Here is a 17,725-nt window from a genome sequence, read left to right as displayed (position 1 = left end):
TTCATCTGATTCGTCGGTGTTCGAAATGGACGAGGACGAGTGCGGCGCGGACGAGGTCGCCGATTCGGCTGGGGCTGAGGGTGGTGTGCTGGAGGGCGGTCCAGCGTTCGGTGAGTAATGCGAAGCCGCGTTCTCCGAGACTGCGTAGTGCGCGTTGCAGGGCATTGTGGGTGCGGTTGTCGATGCTGAGGACGTTGCCGTCACTGGGCTGCTTGAACGGCACATGTATGCCGTGACCTGCGCCTTGGTAGGCGGGATCGGCGAGCACGGGCATGGTTTTGGCGTACGGGTAGACGGCGGGCAAAACGTGTCGGCGGGCGGCTTCGATGTCGGCGACTCCTCCGGGTTCGACGTCGCCGGTCCAGATTGGGAATCCGTCGGGTTCGCACAGCGCTTGGACGTTTCCGCCGAAGTCGCTGGTCTTGCCGGAGAACCAGGCGTCGATCGTTTCGCCTTTTGCGCTGGTGGTTTTGGCACGGCACCGGTCGGTGTCGAAGATCTTGCCGTCCAAGATCAGGTGTGGGACGCCGTTGCGGGCGGCGCGTTCCAGCGCCTCGTGCAGATCGGGTGCCTGGTCGGCCAGGACGTCGATGACCTCGTGCAGGTAGCGGTAGGCGGTGGCCTGGGACAGTCCGAATGCCGTGCCGTGCAGGTGGATGTTGGGCTTGGAGCGGAACCACGCCAGCGCGAATAGGGCCTGGTAGAAGCAGGTCAGACGCCTGGAGCCCTTCGGCGTGCCACGGTGGCGGCGTTCGTGGCAGAGCAGTTGCCCGACGTAGCGGACCAGTTCACGGGGGACGTCGAGCATGGCAGGATAGGCGATCAAGTGGAGCCTCGGGGCGTGGGAGATCTTGTGGTGAGACCCCTTTTACCGGAGGCTCCACGCCCGTTTCCGGTGCAAGACGTTCGTCCGCGAGTCTGCCCGAATGTGATCGTTCCTACTCGGAAATAGCCTGCTATCCGATTCGATCACGCTGAGAAAACGTCACTGATTACGAGATGCTTCTCCCCGCGAGGTGTCCCTCACGGATCGCGGTCTGCAGATCTCGGGGCGAAAGGGCATCGCCCACCCGGCGCACTTCCTTGCCGGCTGCGCGAAGTTCCACCGAAAGGTCATCGCATGCTGTCCGGTGCGTGAGTAGCACGACGGTATCGGCGGCCACTTCCGTTTCACCGTGGTCTACCGAGTGCACGACGCAGGAGCTTGGCGAGATACGTGTCAGCAGAGCATTCGGTCGGACGTCGAAACGCCGCCCGGATTCAGCGAAACGCTTCCGGGCCGGAACAGTTCGCAACGTTCGATCGGCTATCGGAGCAAAGGATGGGAATCGCGTGACGACCGTGACGTCAAGTCCTCGGGCGAGGAGATACTCGACAATCGCCACCGACTCGTAGTGGCCAACGTCGTCGTACACGACCGCCGTCCGTCCGAGTTCGCGCTTGTCATCACTAAGAAGTTCCACCGAAGAGAGTACGTGCGATTGTTTAACCCCCGCTACACGTTCACCCGGAGCCGAGATAAGAACGCCCGACTTATCGGGAACGCTGCCCGTGGCAACGATCACGAAGTCGGCCTCCTGACGCAGTACTCCCGCCGCGTCGATGGGGCTCGACTTCCGTACATCCACGCCCAGCCGACCCAGTTCGGCCTCCTGCCAGGTGACCACATCGAAGATTCCACCGAGATTCGGCGCACGCCGAGCGAGATTCAGCGCGCCCCCGACACGAGGGGCGGCTTCGTAAAGAACAACTTCATGGCCCCGTATTGCCGCAGTTCGTGCGGCTTCCAGGCCGGCGGGCCCGCCACCGATTACGACAACCTTCCGAGGATTCGTCGTACGGCCGATCTGCGCTTCGGACAGCACATCGTCGAATCCGGCGACCGGATTCACCACGCACCCGGTTCGCGTGTCCGTACCTGAGATGACCCCAAGGCAGCCCTGATTACATCCGATACACGGCCTGATTTCTCCGTGACGGCCGGTTCTCGTCTTCTCCACGATATCGGGAGCGGCAAGATGCGCCCGCACCATGCTAACGATGTCCGCGGCGCCTGACCGCAGGACCTCCTCGACTTCATCCAGGACCCGAAATCGGCCCGTGACCAGGCGTGGAACCCTGGTCACCGAGGCGGTGATCTGCCCGCTCGAAGGCAACTGGTAACCCGCCTTCGCCTCCATTCCGCCGATCGCGATATGCGGGCCGAAGAAGTCGCCCTGCGAAACGTTCAGATAGTCGATCAGGCCGTGATCGACGAGGCTGTTCGCCACCTCGCTCAGTTCGAGCTCGCGGACTGCCCCCCTTCCCGCACCGGCACCCACCCGGACGCCGACTGCCATATCGGGTCCGACCGCATCGCGAACGGCTCGCAGCACCTCGACCAGAAAGCGCGCCCTGTTCTCGAGGGAGCCGCCGTACTCATCGTCCCGAGTGTTCGTCATCGGCGACAAGAACTGCTGAATCAGATAGCTGTGAGCGGCGGCTATCTCGACGCCATCCAGACCACCGGCGGCAACGCGTCGGGCCGCGCCGGCATATGCCGAGACCAACTCAGCGATGTCGTCCCGGTCGAGGGGAACGGGAGGCACGCCCAAGATCGGGCTCGTAATAGCAGAAACGCCTCTTGGCGGGCTCCCGTCGCCAGGCCCGAAATGATGGCCGCCATGCCATAGTTGTTGAAATACCCGGGTGCCATGAGGCCGAACCGCCGCCATGAGGCGCTGGTAGCCTTCGATGATCCTGTCGTCGTAGGCCGCCAGGCAGGCGGGATTGTTGCTCACCGTGCTCGACGGATGTACCGTCGCCGCCTCGAGAATGATCAGGCCAACACCCCCCTTCGCTCTTTCCGCGTGATAAGCGACGAGAGCATCTGTTATGATGGGGCCGTTGGCAAATCGCGTCTCGTGCGCTGCCATTGCGACACGATTCGGAATAATCGTCTTGCGGATCGTGATCGGCTCAAACGTGCGCTCTAGTTCCGTGGGCATTCGACTCTCCAGGTGATCGTTTTCATGCGCCAGGGCCGCTGCGGGCGGCAATGGCTGTCACGAATCGTTCGAAAAAACACCTGATAGCTCCCGCACCGGCGAAGGATCCATGAAGATCCGATACTCCGCCAGATATTCGCCCGAGAAGCGCATCAGCGTCATCGCCGGTAGCCTGACCCGACCACCCGACTGCCCCGTATAAGTAACCTCGACGAGGGTGACGATGGAATCATCTCGTTCCCATGTCTCGAGGAGTTCGTGCGAGACCCCGGAAATTCCCTGCAGGTACTCCCCCATCCATCGTTCGATGGCGGCTCTACCTGTCACAGGCGAGTCGTCGGCCATCTGAAATACGGTTTCGCCATCGAAGAATCCCAGGAGGTGGGCCGGGTCCGCGTCACCCGCGTGCAGCAATTCCGCGGCGCGAACAACCGCCGGTCTGGTCGGACTCGACATTTCAGTTTCCTTTCGCGATTGGCTCGTCTGCGTCTTGTCGCCTCCGGGTCGAGCCGCATGGTGCGGCGTCGCCCTCATGGGCGGTTCGTCAGCGGTGCAGGACCGTCCCGATCGCGGCGGTCAACTCGTCGGCCGCGACGCCGGCGCAGTCGTGGGCCCGCCAGGCCACGTGGTTGTCCGGCCGGACAAGAATCGCGCCGTCGTCGGCGACCTCACGCAACCGGGCCCACGTACCGTCCGGATCGATGTAGGCCGCGCCCTCTCCGATCACCAGCGTGGAAATCGGGACCCCGAATTTGGCTGTGGCGCGTGACGCGGCGGATTCCCAGACGGATGCCCCCGACGGACCCGTCAGTAGCACGAACCCACCCGGGACGCCGACAAGATCGTGCGTGAACAGTCGCCGCCCGTCGTGGGCGAGCCACGCGTGCGGAAGCCGGTGACCGGGCCGGGTCGTGGGCTGATAGGCGAACCCCATCGGGTCACGAGGCGGCGCCTCGGAGCCGTCCGGGACGAGCGCCCCCGCCTCGTAGCCGAACCCGATCTCGATGTCGTGGGCCTGGAACTCCGTCCGCTGGGTGTCGGCGACCTCCGTGAAACGGGCTCGAAGTGTCGCCCCGTGCGGAGTCTCGGAGAAGTGCGCGGCGTAGGCCCGCTCGACCATCTCGGTCGGCGCTCCCGGCGGGAGCCCGAACCCGGCGTCGACCACGGCGTGGTTGGCGAAGGTGAACATCGCCCATTCGACGTTGCGGGCGCCCACCGGTCTGCGCTCGGCCTCGTAGGTGTCGAGCAGCGCATCGTCGGCCCGCCCGTCGAGTACGGCGGCGAGCTTCCAGGCGAGGTTGTGCGCGTCCTGGATGGCGGTGTTCAATCCCAGACCGGTGGTCGGCGGGTGCCGGTGGGCGGCATCCCCGGCCAGCAGGACTCGGCCCACCCGATAACGGTCGGCGAGCACGGCCTCGACGATCCAATGGCTCAGATTGATCGGAATGATGTCGAGGTCGGGGACGTTGAGCAGGCTCCGGATCTTCGGGATGATCGTGGATTCGTCGAACTTCTCCGGGTCATCGGGCCGGAACCCGAAGGTGATGCTCCACTCCTCGGAGTGCTTGCCCCAGGTCGGGCCCATCTGGGCCATCGCCCCGGCACCCCACGTGGAGCCGCCCGACGGGTTGTTGAAGAACGTGATCACCGCCCGGTCGTCCCACCAGGGCGAAAGGTCGGCGCGGAAGTGCAGGTTGACCATGTCGACGAGACCGGTGGGGCCCCGCAGCTCCACCCCGAACATCGGTCCGACGGTCTTGCCGCCGTCCGCCGCGATCAGATACCGGGCACGCACCGTATAGGTCTGGTCGTCGTCTCGATCGCGGATGATCGCGACGACCCCGTCGTCGTCCTGGGTGAGGATGACGAGCTCGTGGTGGAAGCGGATCCTGCCCGGTGCGCGGCTCTCGGCATGCCGCCGCAGCAGCGGCTCCAGCCGGAGCTGGGGGTAGTTCGTCGACGGTCCTGGGCTGTCACGATCGTAGGCCTCGGCGAGGGATCCGCCGCCGAAGGCGTCCATCTCCTGAAGGGTGCGGCGGTCGAGCGGGCCGTCACCGCCCAGCGTTGTCACCATCTTGACGGTGCCGAGGTTCTCCATCGGCGTGCCGACCGCGTAGACCTCGTCCGCCAGGCCGTACTGACGGAAGATCTCCATGGTCCGCTGGTTCAGGTAATGCGCTTTCGGCAGGAGCGAGGTCGACTGGTGGCGTTCCACCAGCAGATGGTCGATCCCGTGGTCGGAGAGGAAGATCGAGCTGGAGAGGCCACAGCCTCCGCCACCGATGATCAGGACGGGCACGTCAAAACTGCCGGGCACAGGGCAACTCCTCATTGAGTGCGGCCGAAGACGGTCGGGTCAGCGGACCGGACCGGCGTGGAAGTGGTGCCTCATCGTTCCGATGCCCTCGACGTGGGTCAGGAGCACGTCGCCGGGTGTGATGAGGCGCTTCGGGTCTCGTACGAAACCGACCCCGGACGGAGTCCCGGTGAAGATCAGGTCACCGGGCAGGAGCGGGAGCACCGAGGACAGGTAGGCGACGATGCCCGCGACCGAGAAGATCATGTCGCTGGTGCGCGCCTTCTGCATCTGCTCACCGTTGAGGTGACACCCGATCTCCAGGTCGGAGGGGTCGTCGAACTCGTCCGGGGTCACCACGGCCGGCCCGATCGGCGCGAACTTCGGGAACGACTTCGCCAGACTGAACTGCGGCGGATGCGGGGGCCCTGTCTGCAGCTCCCGCTCGGACAGATCCTGCCCGGCGGTCAGCCCGGCGACATGCTCCCAGGCCCGGTCAGCCGGGACTCGTTCGGCCCGCTTGCCGATGACGACCACGAGCTCCGCCTCGAAGTCGACCGAACCGGGGGGCAGGGGGACGTCATCGTACGGACCGGCCACCGAGGACGGGAACTTGGTGAAAACCATCGGCGTCGTGTCAGAGGCCTCCAGCCCGCCCTCGGCGACGTGGTCGCGGTAATTGAGGCCGATCGCGAAGACCTGCCGGGGCTCCGGAACCGGAGCGGCCAGGATGACCTGGTCCAGCGCGGGGCCGGAGACCGCACCGGGCTGCACGCCCTCGGCGGCCCACGCCACGAACTCCTCCCATCGGGCGTAGACCGCCTGGGCGGCGGCGTCGAACCGCCCGCCGCTGGCCCGCTCGACGTCGACGACCTGGCCGTCGACGACCACCGCGAGCCGACCCTCGACACTCACGACACGCATGTCACACTGCTCCTCAACACCGAGAACGCCGATCAGGCGGGCGCGAACAGGCGAGCCATCGGTTCCGCGTAGGGCGGGCCGGCGTGGACAGCCCAGCTTCGGGTCGTGAGCTCCTCGAGGGAGGCGCCGGCGCGCAGGGCCTCGGCCATCTTCCGCGGATCGAACGAAGGGCCGACGGGGTCGGCCGCGTACTCGGCCCCGGTCATGTAGGCAGTCGCGTCCTCGGGCTCGGCGAAGTTGTCGATCTGCAGCTCGACCGTGTTTCCGTCGGGGTCCCGGTAGTAGAGCGAGGTCGTCACGCCGTGCTGGATGGGCACCTGCGGCTCGATCCCGGCCGCGCGGAGGTCATCGAACTTCTCCAGCAGCGTCTCGAGGCTGGGGAAGGTGAACGCGCTGTGCTGCAGGCCGACCGTGAACGGTGTCCGCTCGACCCACGGCTCGGCCGGCGACCCGACCAGCGCGATCCGGTGGTGCTCCTCGTCGAAGGTCAGGAAGCACATGCCCGGGTTCTCGTATACGACGTCGGCGCCCAGGACGGTCCGGTACCAGTCGCGCATCTCGGCGACCCGGTTCGTCTGCAACACGACGTGCGCGAACTTCGGGGTGGCAGTCATCGTCGTCCCCACATCTCGTCAGTTGGTGATCACCGGCGCTGCGCGGGCCACCTGTGACCCCGCCTTCACAGACCGGTTTCGGCCAAAATTAGAACTTAGCTGAGTAGAAGTCAATGAGTAGCACTCAACGAATATCCTCACAGGTGGGGGCGACCTCGACGGGTTCGGGACAATGAATCAACGACACTGTTGACAGCGGTCCGCAGTGTCGTTACCGTCCCGGGAGAGCTGGCTGGCGCGACCCGGTTTGTCCCGCCAGGTACACGTTCGGAGAGGGCTGGGCACATGGACGGCGGTCGGCTGCACAATCACGCGGCTCGGGCCGAGGTCCATCTGCGGACGCCTCGCCGCGCCGAGATCCCTGCCACTGAAATGAGTTGATCGTGCCCGATCTATCCAGACCTGCTGTGGTTGCGGCAGGCAGCTACACGCCGTCGTTCTCGGTCCGCCGTGGCCGCCGCCGCGTCCTTGTCGCCAACGGCGACGAGGACGCAGTCACCCTGGCGATCGAGGCCGCTCAGGACTGCCTCACCCGGTACGAAGGGCCCGTCGACGAACTCCACCTCGCGTTCGCCCGCCCCGAACTGGTCAACGGCCCGCAGGCCGAGATCGTCCGCGAGGCGGCCGGACTCGACGCCGGCGTCACCGTGTCGGTCAGCGCGGGCGACTCGCTCGCCGGACTGGCGGCGCCCGCCGCGGCCATGAACGCCGTCCAGGCGGGCCGCGTGCGTTCGGTCCTGCTCGTCGCGGCGGAGTCCGGTGACGGCGAGCGGGTCTCGGCGGGGGCCGTCGCCGTCCTCGTGGCCGGCAGCGACGCGCCGGCGCTTCGACCAGGGGCCCAGCGCAGCGCCGGCGACGTCGTCTACGGAAACTGGACCGACGGCGATGGCATACGGCACCTCGGCGACGGCCGTTATCTCGACCGGTACGTCGCCGATCACGCGAAGGCGGCCCTGGCCGCGCTGGACGGGCCCCCGCCCGCCGCCGTGACCGGCGTGGCCGCCGCGGCGGTGGCCACCGCCTGCGGGAGCGACCGGTCCGACGTCCTCCCGGATCGCGGGGTGGCGGGTCCGCTCCTGGCCGTCCTCGCGGCCGGGTCCGCCGCGACGGGTTCATCGGCCACCGTGGTCGCGACCACGGCGAGCCGCGCCGTCGCGCTGAGCATCGAGGTCGACGCGGGGACCCGGCCCCTCCTCCCGGCCCTCCCCGGACCCGTCCCGGAGTTGCCGGAGCCGATCGAGGTCCGCTCGTCGCCGCCGCTGTCGCTGCCGGGCGGCTCGCCCTTCTTCAGGCGGTCCGCGCGGGAGCTGCTCCGGCTCGAGGGCGCCCGCTGCGACGGCTGCGGCCACGTCGTGTTCCCGCCCTCGCAGCGCCCGGTCTGCCCGTCGTGCCACGGCTACGGCTTCACGCCGGCACCGCTGAGCCGGACCGGCCGCGTCTACACGTACATCGTCAACCGGTTCCTGCCCACCGGTTTCGGCGACCAGATGATCCTCGTCCTCGCCGAGCTGAACGACGGCTCGCGGTACTGGGCGCCGACGTCCGGCATGGGCCCGGACGAGGTGGAGATCGGCGCCGGCGTCGAGCTGCGGATCCGCCGGTTCACCGGCGACGGCGGCGCGCCCGTCTACGCCATGAAGTTCGTCCCGCCACGCACTGCCCGCGAGACCGAGTCGAGGGATGTCGCATGAGGAACAAGGTGGCCATCGTCGGGGCGGGCATGACCCCCTTCGGCGAGCACTTCGACCGCGGGCTCGAGCAGCTCGCCGCCGACGCCTACCGGACGGCGCTCGCCGGCGTCGACAAGGGGATCGACCCCGCCGACATCGAGGCCGGGTTCTTCGCCAACGTGATGGGCAGCCTGGGCGGCAACGAGATCCCGTCCGGCGCGACGCTGGCCAACGCCATCGGGCTGCCCGGGCTCCCGGTGAGCAGGATCGAGAACGGGTGCCCGAGCGGCAGCGACTCGATCCGGATCGGCGCGATGGCCGTGGCCTCGGGCGTGCACGACGTCGTCGTGGTCGTCGGGGCGGAGAAGCTGCGCGAGCGGCCGACCAAGGAGAGCCTGCTCGAGAGCGGCCGGATGGGCCATCCCATCCTTTCCTACGCCAACACCGCGGCGACGATCTTCGCCCCGCAGGCGGCCCGGCACATGCACGAGTACGGCACGACCCGAGAACAGTTCGCGATGGTCGCGGTCAAGGCCTGGGCCAACGCCGCGCTGAACCCCAACGCCCAGCGCCAGGAGTCGATCACCGTCGACGACGTCCTGAACAGCCCCATGGTCTGTTCCCCGTTCACCGTGCTGGACTCCTGCCCGCAGTCCGACGGCGCCGCGGCGGTCGTGCTGTGCCGGGCGGACATCGCGCACCGGTTCACCGACTCCCCCGTCTACATCGCCGGGGTGGGGCTCGCGACCGAAGGGCTCTACTACCACGAGAAGGCCCGGATGACCGGCTGGGACTGCACCCGGCTCGCCTCCGCTCGCGCGTACGAGATGGCCGGGATCAGCGCACGGAACCTCGACGCGGTCGAGCTGCACGACTGCTTCACCGGCACCGAGATCATGACCTACGAGGATCTCGGGCTCTGCGCGGAGGGCGCCGGGGGCAAGCTCGTCGAGTCCGGCGACACGGCCCTGCACGGCCGGATCCCGGTCAACCCCAGCGGCGGCCTGCTCGCGAAGGGACACCCCGTGGGCGCCACGGGTGTGGCCCAGGTCGTCGAGCTGTTCGGGCAGCTGCGCGAGCAGGCCGGCGCGCGGCAGGTCTCGCTGCGCAACGGCAAGGCGCTCCAGCACAACGTCGGCGGTTACTCCGTCGGCGTCTCCGTCGTCACAGTCCTGTCACGGGACTGAGCAGAGAGGCTAACGATGGCTGAGCTCAGCACCCCGGATCTCCGCCGGCTCGTCGAGGCCGACCGGGATCTCCGCCGGCTCATGGAGGACCGGGCCGAGCGGTACGCCGACAGGACGTTCCTCCGGTTCGGCGGTTCCGACCTGTCCTACGGCGAGATCGACTCCCTCGCCGACCGTGCCGCCCAAGGTCTGATCGCGGGCGGAATAAGCCGCAGCGACGCGGTGGCGATCATGATGCGGAACTCCCCCGACTGGCTGTCCGCCTGGTTCGGCGCCATCAAGATCGGCGCGACGATCGTGCCGATCAACGTCGCGCTGCGCGGCGACGGCCTGGTCCACGTCCTGAACGACTCCCGGGCCGCCGTCGTGATCGTCGACGCCGACCTGCTCCCCCAGCTGCAAGCCGTACTGGCAGAGCTCCCCCGCGTACGGCGCGTCGTCGTGCGCGGGCAGACCGACCACGGCACCGGGCACGCTGACATCCGGGAGTTCTTCGATCACCCGGCCATCCGGCCGCCGGCGCTGGACCTGCGCACCAAGGACCCGGCGACCATCCTCTACACCTCCGGTACGACCGGTCCGGCCAAGGGCTGCCTGCTCCCGCACGGACAGTACGTCGCCGCCGCGCACCAGATGGCCGTCAATCTCGAGTACGACGGCTCCGACACCCTGTACTCCTGCCTGCCGTTGTTCCACATCAACGCGCAGAACTACTCCGTGCTCTCCGCCTGGACCACCGGCGCCACGCTGGCCCTGGACGCGACGTTCACCGCGTCCGGCTTCTGGCGGCGGATCATCGACACCGGCGCCACCGCGTTCAACATCATCGGTGGCATCCCGCAGCTGCTCTGGAACCAGCCGCCGTCCGAGCTGGACCGGGCGCACCGGGCCCGGGCCGCCTTCGGGGTGCCGGTGCCGCTGGAGATCTGGGAGCAGTGGGAGGAACGCTTCGGGGTGCGGATCGTGTACGCCTACGGGATGACCGAGAACGGGCTGCCGACGCTGTTTCCGTACGCCAACACCCCGGCGCCCGCGCACCTGCGCGGATCTGGCGGGCGGGCCAGCGCCAGTGCGGAGGTCGCGATTCTCGACGAGGACGACCGGCTCGTCCCCGCCGGGACGGTCGGCGAGATCGCCACCCGGCCGAAGATCGCCCACACGATGATGCTGGAGTACTTCGGCAACCCGGCCGCGACGGTCGCCGCGATCCGCGACAGCTGGTTCCACACCGGCGACCTCGGCTACCTGGACGAGGAGGGCTACCTCTTCTACGTCGACCGCAAGAAGGACGCCATGCGCCGCCGGGGTGAGATGGTGTCGAGCTGGGACGTCGAGTCCGTCGTGCGCAAGCACCCGTCGGTGGCGGACTGCGCCGCGTACGGGGTGCCCTCGCCGCTCGGCGAGGAAGAGATCATGATCGCCGTGGCGCCCGAGGCGAGTGGCGCGTTCGAGCCCGCCGCGCTGCTGGAGTTCTGCCGCGAGCGGATGGCCTTGTTCCAGCTTCCGCGCTACGTCCGGGTCGTCGCGTCCCTCCCCAGGACCCAGACCGAGCGGATCGAGAAGTACAAGCTCCGCGCGGAGGGGATCACGGCGGACACCTGGGACGCGACAGCGTCCCCCAGCGCAAGCTGAGCGGGGTACTCGCGGCTATCGTCGAACCGTGACAGGTAGCCGCCGAGCAGCGGGAGACGCCGTGGAGACCCCCGAGCCGCCGAACCCCCGTATCACGCGGCGGCAGGCCTCGGCCGAGGAGAGCAGGCGCAAGCTTCTTGAGGCCGCCCTGTCCCACTTCTCACGGCGGTCCTACGACGAGGTCACCGCCGCGGAGATCACCGACACCGCCGGCGTCGCGGCCGGTCTGCTGTTCCACCATTTCCAGAACAAGCGCGGCATCTACCTGGAGGCGCTGGCCGAGGCGACGCGTCGGCTCGAGGCCGCGCACCACACCGATCACGAGGCCGAGCCCGGCGTGCAGGTGCGCCAGATGCTGCGCCACCACTTCACCTATCTCCTCGAGAACAGGGAACTCGCGCTCAACGTGATCCTCGCCCGCAACGCCGTCGGGCACGAGGCGTCCGACGCGTTCGAGCTCACCAGGTGGGACACCATCACCTGGGCCTGCCGGCTGCTCGACCTGGATCCCGGCCATCCCGCGCTGCGCCTGATGTGGCGGACCTTTGGCGGTGCCTCGGACCAGCTGACCGTCACCCTGCTGCAGACCGGCCGGCCCTACGCCGTCGACTCCCTCGTCGAAGCGCTCGTCGAGGTCCTGGCAGGCGCGTTGCGGGGCGCCGCCATACTGGACCCCGAGCTCGAGGTCGGCAAGGCGGTGGACGAGCTCAGGCGGCACCGGCCGTCGGCGAGGTAGCCGAGGCTCTCACCCGCCATCCTTCACGTCGCCGACCAGGGAGATCGCCTCCATCGGGCAGGCGTAGGCGGCCTCACGCAGCTCGCTCTCGGTCCACTCCCCGGACGGCAGGAAGAACGCCTGCCCCTCGTCGTCGAAGTCGAACGCGCCCGGGGCGTGCTGCACGCACATGCCGACCCCGGCGCATCTGTCGTGGTCGACCTCGGCGACTGTCATGACTCGTGGAAGGTGACGTGCAGCCGGGTGAGGCTGCGGGAGACCACCGTCGGCGCGTAATGCAGCTCCTGCTCGTGGATCGTGTAGCGGGGGAACGCCTGCGACAGGCCGCGGAACGCCTCCTCCGCCTCCAGCCGGGCGAGCGGGGCCCCGAGGCAGGTGTGGATCCCCTGGCCGAACGCGGTGTGCTTGTTCGGCCTGCGCGCGATGTCGAGCCGTTCCGGGTCGGTGAAACCGGCGGGATCGCGGTTGGCGGCGTGCTGCACGAGCAGCACCCGGTCACCGGCCTCGATCCGCTGGCCGGCCAGCTCCAGCGGCTCCTTCGCCCAGCGGGCCTGGGCCCGGATCGGCCCGTCGAAGCGCAGCACCTCGTCCGCGGCGGAGCGCGCCAGCGTGGGGTCCGCGCGCAGCCGTGCCCACTGGTCGGGGAACTCGTCGAACGCGACCATGCCGTTGGCCAGCAGGTTCATCGTCGTCTCGTGGCCGGCGAAGACCATCAAGATCGCGTTTGCGACCACCTCGTCGTCGGTGAACGCGTCGCCGCCGTCCGCGGCCCGCAGCATGCCCGAGATCAGGTCCTCCCGGGGATCCCGCCGCCGCTCGGCGATGACCGGCTTGAGGAACTCGGCGAGATCGTGCATCGCCTGCTCGCCCTTGCGCATCCGGTCGGTGTCGTTGCCCCGTACGAAGATCACCGCCCCCAGGTCCTCGGACCACTTCCGTACCGACTCCCGGGCCTCGGCGGGCACGCCCAGGTACTCCGCGATGACCACCACCGGGAGGGTGAACGCGAAGCGGGCGAAGAAGTCGACCTCCTGCTGTCCCCGCATCGGCTCGATGAGCGAGCTGACGAGCTCCTGGATCCGGGGCCGGAGCACCTCGACGCTGCGCGGGGTGAAGGCCTTGTTGACCAGCTTGCGCATCCGGGTGTGGTACGGCGGATCCTTCCACACGAAGATCTGCGACAGCAGTCTGAAGAGCTGCTGGTACTGGGACGACGCCTCGCTGAGGTCCTCGCCGAACGGACCCGAGAAGCGGTCCGAGGACAGCTTCGCGTGGTTCCGGAAGCCCTCGACGACCTCCGGGTATCCGGTGACGATCCAGCCGTTCCACCGCTTGTTCCAGTAGACGGAGCGGGTCTCCCGGAGCCGCCGGTAGTACTGGAACGGCCGGTCGATCGCCTCGGGCGACAGCAGGTCGTCGAGATCGGGTGGGTTGTCCGGCAGGACTGTCTCGCTCACTGCCGCCTCCGTTCGTATCCGCTCTGATGGGCGTTCCGCAATCCGCCCCGTGCCTCGTGCCCGGTGCGGGCGCGTCGCCGCACCTCGGTTCGCGGCCCGACTGTAGGCAGTGCCCGCCGAAGTGTCAACACAGTCGTTGACATAGTCGGCCGACAGGTGCGGCGAACACCGTCGCTCACCTACCCTGCCATGAGACCATGTCAACGGGTATGTTGACATGGCCGTTGAGGGACTCTCTAATGGAACGCACCGATGGGGCGGAGCGTCGCGGCGAGCCACCCCGGACAACAGCGCGAAGGAGCTCGGCATGACCGCCGGCATCAGCACGGAACACGCCATCGGGCGCCTGGAGACGCTGCGCACGATCGAGCAGCGGGTGCTGTGGCTGTCGACCGCGATCGTCGACCATGCGAACCGGGTGCGGCCCAACCCGACCGGGCTGAAGGTCGGCGGGCACCAGGCTTCGTCGGCGTCGATGACCACGATCATGACCGCGCTGTGGTTCGGACAACTGCGGGCCGGCGACCGGGTCTCGGTCAAACCGCATGCCTCCCCGGTGCTGCACGCGATCAACTACGTGCTCGGCACCCTGGACCAGTCCTACCTGACAACGTTGCGGTCCTTCGGCGGGTTGCAGTCCTACCCTTCGCGGTCGAAGGACCCGGATCCGGTCGACTACTCCACCGGCTCGGTCGGGATCGGCGCCACGGCGCCGATCTGGGGTGCGCTCGCGCGCCGCTACGTCTCCACCCTGGGCGACCAGGCCGGGGCAGGACGCCAGTATTCGCTGGTCGGGGACGCCGAGCTGGACGAGGGCGCGGTGTGGGAGGCGATCTGCGACCCGATGGTCGCCGAACTCGGCGAGGTCGTGTGGATCGTCGATTTGAACCGGCAGTCCCTGGACCGGGTCGTACCCGACATCGGCACCCCGCGATTGCAGGGCATGTTCGACGCCGCGGGCTGGCAGGTCCTCACCGTCAAGTACGGCCACCTGCTGGAGGAGCTGTTCACCCGGCCCGGCGGGGAGCACCTGCGCCGCCGCATCGACGAGATGCCCAATCCCGAGTACCAGCGGCTGCTCCGCTGCACCCTCGCCCAGCTGCGCGAACGGCTGCCCGGCACCGGTGCCGACGCCGGCGTGCCGGCCTCTCTCGTCGCCTCCCTGGACGACGCCACGCTGCACGCCGCGATCCGCAACCTCGGCGGGCACGACCTGCGCGCGATCGGTGACGCCTTCGCCGCGATCGACGACGCCCGGCCCACCGTGATCTTCGCCTACACGGTCAAGGGCTTCGGGCTCCCCTCCGAAGGACACCCGCAGAATCACTCCTCGCTGCTGTCCGAGGAGCAGATGCGCGATCTCGCCGCGCGGTGCGGGACCTCGCTGGAGAATCCGTGGGAGCGCTTCGCGGAGGGCACCGAGGCGGCGCGGCTGTGCACGGTCACGGCGCAGCGGCTGCGCCGTGACCCGATCGACCCGGTCCCGGCGCCCGCGCTACCGGCCGACATCGGCCGCACCCCTGCCGGGAAGGCCACCACCCAGGCCGCCCTCGGCCGGGCCTTGCTCGACCTGACCCGCTCCGCCCCCGACGCCGCCCGCCGGATCGTGACGCTGTGCCCGGACGTGTCGTCGTCGACGAACCTGGGCGGCTGGGTGAACAAGGTCGGCGTCTGGTCACCCGACGAGCGCCGGGACTGGTTCGAGGACGACCCCGAGACGATCCTGCACTGGCGGGAACGCCCGACCGGGCAGCACATCGAGCTCGGCATCGCCGAGGGCAACCTCGTCGGCGCGCTCGGCGAGCTCGGCGCCACCTGGTCCCGCTGGGGCCAGCCGCTGCTGCCGATCGGGGTGCTCTACGACCCGTTCGTCGAACGCGCCTTGGAACCCTGGTCGTTCGGGATCTACGCGGGCGGGCAGTCGATCCTGGTCGGCACCCCCTCCGGGGTCACCCTGGCCCCCGAGGGCGGGGCACACCAGTCGATCACCACCCCGTCCGTCGGGCTGGAACAGCCCGGCTGCATCACGTACGAACCGGCGTTCGCCCTCGACACCGAATGGACCCTGCTCGCCTCCCTCGCCCGCCTCGGGCGCCCCGACGGCAGCTCGGCCTACCTACGGCTGTCCACCCGCCCGGTCGAGCAGTCACTCGCCGCGGTCCCCGCCGACCCGGCCGCCCGGGAACGACGCCGCCGCCAGGTCGTCGCGGGTGCCTACCTCCTCCGCCGGGCCGACGCCGACACCCCCGCGCTGACGATCGCCGCGATGGGCGCGACCATGCCCGAAGCCCTCGCCGCCGCCGAACGGCTCGAATCGCTCGGCACCCCCGTCGACGTCGTCTGCGTGACGAGCCCCGGCCTGCTCTTCGACGCCGTCCAGGCCCGCGCCGGCCGCGGCGCCGCGGAGACGTGGATCCTCGACGCCGCCTTCCCCGCCCGCCGGGCCGCACCGCTCGTCACCCTCCTCGACGGGCACCCGCACACCCTCGCCTTCCTCGCCGGGATCAACCAGATCCGCGCCAGCCACCTCGGCGTCACCCGGTTCGGCCAGTCCGGGGACCTGGAATCGGTGTACCGCTACCACGGCCTCGACACCGACAGCGTCGTCGCGGCAGGTCTCGACCTCCTCTGAACCAACTGCTCTGCCAGGACTAAGGTTGCGACGTGGCAGTCCCCTCCCCGCCCGTGGCCCGCGTGAGCACGCTCGAGCTGTTCTTCGACCTGGTCTTCGTGTTCGCCGCCACCCAGCTGACCGCCACGCTGGCCAGCCATCTGACCTGGGCCGGGACCGCCGAGGCCGTCCTGATGCTCGCGACCATCATGTGGATGTACAGCGCGTACGCCTGGCTGACCAACGCGATCGTGCCGAACAGCCCGGGCCGCCGGGCCCTCATGCTGGCCGGGATGGCCGGCTTCCTGATCATGGCGCAGGCGATCCCGGCCGCGTTCACCTCGGCCGGGTGGGCGTTCGGGCTCGGGTACTTCGTGGCCAACGCTGTCCACACCGGACTGTTCGCGCTGGCCGGTGGACCCGGGATGGTCCGGGCGTTCCGGACGCTGGCACCGCTGAACCTGCTGAGCGCGACGCTCATCCTTGTCGGCGGGTTCATCCCGGGCGGGTGGCGGTGGGGCCTGTGGCTCCTGGCGGTCCTGATTCAACGGGCCTCGCCGTATATCGATCCGGTCGACAGGTTCATCATCTCGCCGTCGCACTTCGTTGAACGGCACGGGCTCATCATCATCGTCGCTCTCGGTGAGTCGCTGGTAGTCATCGGGGCGGGGGCCGTCGGGGTTGAGCTGGACCTGTCGCTGGTCGCGGTCGGCGTGCTCAGCCTGTCGATCGCCTACTTGATGTGGTGGATCTACTTCGGCGACGACGAGCGGGCCGAGTCGGCGCTGGAGGCGGTCGAGCCGCGCCAGCGGGCCCGGGCCGCATTCAACGCCTACGGCTGGGCCTACCTCGGGCTGCTCCTCGGCATCGTCGCGGTGGCGGCCGGCATCAAGAAGGCGGTCGGCCATGCCTCCGGGCACCTCGAACTTCCGCAGGCGACGCTGCTAGCGGCCGGCCTAGCCGTGTACCTGCTCTCCGACGTCGCGTTCCGGCTGGTGTTGCGCATCAGGCCCGTCCGGTTCCGGGCCGCGGCCGCCGTGGCGGTACTCGCCACGATCCCGGCCGGGATCGTCCTCGGGTGGGCCCAGTTGGCCGCACTGCTCGCCGTACTGACCGGAATGCTCTACCTCGAGGACCGGGCCGGCGGAAGGCGCTGGTCGTACCAACGGTTGCGGCCCTAAGACCTGCGACGTGCACCTGCAGCAGGGTTGGGGCTCGGCGTTCTTCACCCTGCCCGGAGTGGTCGCCTTCTACGCGGGCGTTGAGTGGCTGAGGCATCGGTGGGGCGTGGAGGTGGCGCGGCGGCGGTCCGCGAAGGAGGAGTAGGTGGGACCAGAGATAGCGAACCGGCCCGCGCCGGTCGTGGCGCGGGCCGGATATCTGGAACTCCGAATTGCTCGTGGTCACGGCATGGCCCTCCGACCGCAGTCAACGCGCCCCTGAGCCTTTGGGTCAGCCGTCGATGGTGCCGCCGTTCTTGAGTGCCGTCACCAGCCTGGTCACCGCCGGATCACCGATGAAAATCTGGAACGGCACCAGCACCACACCCGGAGCGCTCACCCGGGCCCGTTCCGCCAGCCCGACATGACTGACGATCACATCGGCGTCCTC

General features: G+C 68.8%; 15 protein-coding genes. 7 read left to right on the top strand and 8 right to left on the bottom strand.

What is annotated here, in order from left to right:
• Position 1 precedes the first annotated feature (1 nt).
• The 6 genes from ABGB08_RS44625 to ABGB08_RS44600 form a co-directional block, all read right to left on the bottom strand.
• Entirely contained in the window at positions 2-826 is an 825-nt protein-coding gene (locus tag ABGB08_RS44625) for a transposase family protein (protein ID WP_347603660.1), read from the bottom strand.
• Between the two features lie 166 nt (positions 827-992).
• Positions 993-2,987 carry an FAD-dependent oxidoreductase gene (locus tag ABGB08_RS44620; RefSeq protein ID WP_347603658.1) on the bottom strand — a complete coding sequence of 665 codons (1,995 nt, stop codon included), beginning with the start codon at positions 2,985-2,987 and terminating at the stop codon, positions 993-995.
• A 57-nt stretch (positions 2,988-3,044) separates the two neighbouring features.
• Entirely contained in the window at positions 3,045-3,443 is a 399-nt protein-coding gene (locus ABGB08_RS44615) for a nuclear transport factor 2 family protein (RefSeq protein WP_347603656.1), read from the bottom strand.
• Positions 3,444-3,531: 88 nt separating this feature from the next.
• Positions 3,532-5,304 carry an FAD-dependent monooxygenase gene (locus tag ABGB08_RS44610; RefSeq protein ID WP_347603654.1) on the bottom strand — a complete coding sequence of 591 codons (1,773 nt, stop codon included), beginning with the start codon at positions 5,302-5,304 and terminating at the stop codon, positions 3,532-3,534.
• Between the two features lie 39 nt (positions 5,305-5,343).
• Positions 5,344-6,207, bottom strand: coding sequence for a fumarylacetoacetate hydrolase family protein (locus tag ABGB08_RS44605; RefSeq protein ID WP_347603652.1), 864 nt, complete (start codon positions 6,205-6,207; stop codon positions 5,344-5,346).
• A 32-nt stretch (positions 6,208-6,239) separates the two neighbouring features.
• Positions 6,240-6,821 (bottom strand): VOC family protein, encoded by a 582-nt coding sequence (locus tag ABGB08_RS44600; RefSeq protein WP_347603650.1) that lies wholly within the window; start codon positions 6,819-6,821, stop codon positions 6,240-6,242.
• A gap of 383 nt (positions 6,822-7,204) precedes the next feature.
• Between ABGB08_RS44600 and ABGB08_RS44595 the strand changes: the two genes are divergently transcribed.
• The 4 genes from ABGB08_RS44595 to ABGB08_RS44580 are packed head-to-tail and all read left to right on the top strand — an operon-like array spanning position 7,205 to position 12,046.
• Positions 7,205-8,512, top strand: a complete 1,308-nt coding sequence (locus ABGB08_RS44595; protein WP_347603648.1) for a zinc ribbon domain-containing protein — start codon at positions 7,205-7,207, stop codon at positions 8,510-8,512.
• Positions 8,509-9,678 (top strand): thiolase family protein, encoded by a 1,170-nt coding sequence (locus ABGB08_RS44590; RefSeq protein WP_347603646.1) that lies wholly within the window; start codon positions 8,509-8,511, stop codon positions 9,676-9,678. Before ABGB08_RS44595 ends, ABGB08_RS44590 begins: the two co-directional genes overlap by 4 nt.
• Positions 9,679-9,693: 15 nt before the next feature.
• A complete protein-coding gene (locus ABGB08_RS44585) occupies positions 9,694-11,310 on the top strand; it encodes an AMP-binding protein (protein WP_347603644.1) in 1,617 nt (538 codons plus the stop codon).
• Between the two features lie 28 nt (positions 11,311-11,338).
• Positions 11,339-12,046: a TetR/AcrR family transcriptional regulator gene (locus ABGB08_RS44580; protein WP_347603642.1), complete on the top strand. Its 708-nt coding sequence runs from the start codon at positions 11,339-11,341 to the stop codon at positions 12,044-12,046.
• A gap of 9 nt (positions 12,047-12,055) precedes the next feature.
• Here the strand turns inward: ABGB08_RS44580 and ABGB08_RS44575 are convergent, their stop codons facing one another.
• Both ABGB08_RS44575 and ABGB08_RS44570 read right to left on the bottom strand, forming a co-directional pair.
• Positions 12,056-12,262 (bottom strand): ferredoxin, encoded by a 207-nt coding sequence (locus ABGB08_RS44575; RefSeq protein WP_347603640.1) that lies wholly within the window; start codon positions 12,260-12,262, stop codon positions 12,056-12,058.
• Positions 12,259-13,503, bottom strand: a complete 1,245-nt coding sequence (locus tag ABGB08_RS44570; RefSeq protein WP_347603638.1) for a cytochrome P450 — start codon at positions 13,501-13,503, stop codon at positions 12,259-12,261. Before ABGB08_RS44570 ends, ABGB08_RS44575 begins: the two co-directional genes overlap by 4 nt.
• 307 nt (positions 13,504-13,810) lie before the next feature.
• Here ABGB08_RS44570 and ABGB08_RS44565 point away from each other — a divergent pair, with 307 nt between their 5' ends.
• Genes ABGB08_RS44565 through ABGB08_RS44555 form a run of 3 tightly spaced genes read left to right on the top strand, consistent with a single transcriptional unit; the run spans position 13,811 to position 17,440 of the window.
• Positions 13,811-16,135, top strand: a complete 2,325-nt coding sequence (locus ABGB08_RS44565) for a pyruvate dehydrogenase (RefSeq protein ID WP_347603636.1) — start codon at positions 13,811-13,813, stop codon at positions 16,133-16,135.
• Positions 16,136-16,167: 32 nt separating this feature from the next.
• Entirely contained in the window at positions 16,168-17,295 is a 1,128-nt protein-coding gene (locus ABGB08_RS44560) for a low temperature requirement protein A (RefSeq protein WP_347603634.1), read from the top strand.
• Positions 17,296-17,305: 10 nt separating this feature from the next.
• Complete coding sequence (locus ABGB08_RS44555) at positions 17,306-17,440, top strand: hypothetical protein (protein ID WP_347603632.1); 135 nt, start codon at positions 17,306-17,308, stop codon at positions 17,438-17,440.
• Positions 17,441-17,725 lie beyond the last annotated feature (285 nt).

The organism is Acrocarpospora sp. B8E8, assembly GCF_039871605.1.
GTDB classification, from domain to species: Bacteria; Actinomycetota; Actinomycetes; order Streptosporangiales; family Streptosporangiaceae; genus Acrocarpospora; species Acrocarpospora macrocephala.
The sequence above is the reverse complement of the archived record's forward strand: the minus strand, read 5'-3'. Positions and strand labels throughout refer to the sequence as shown.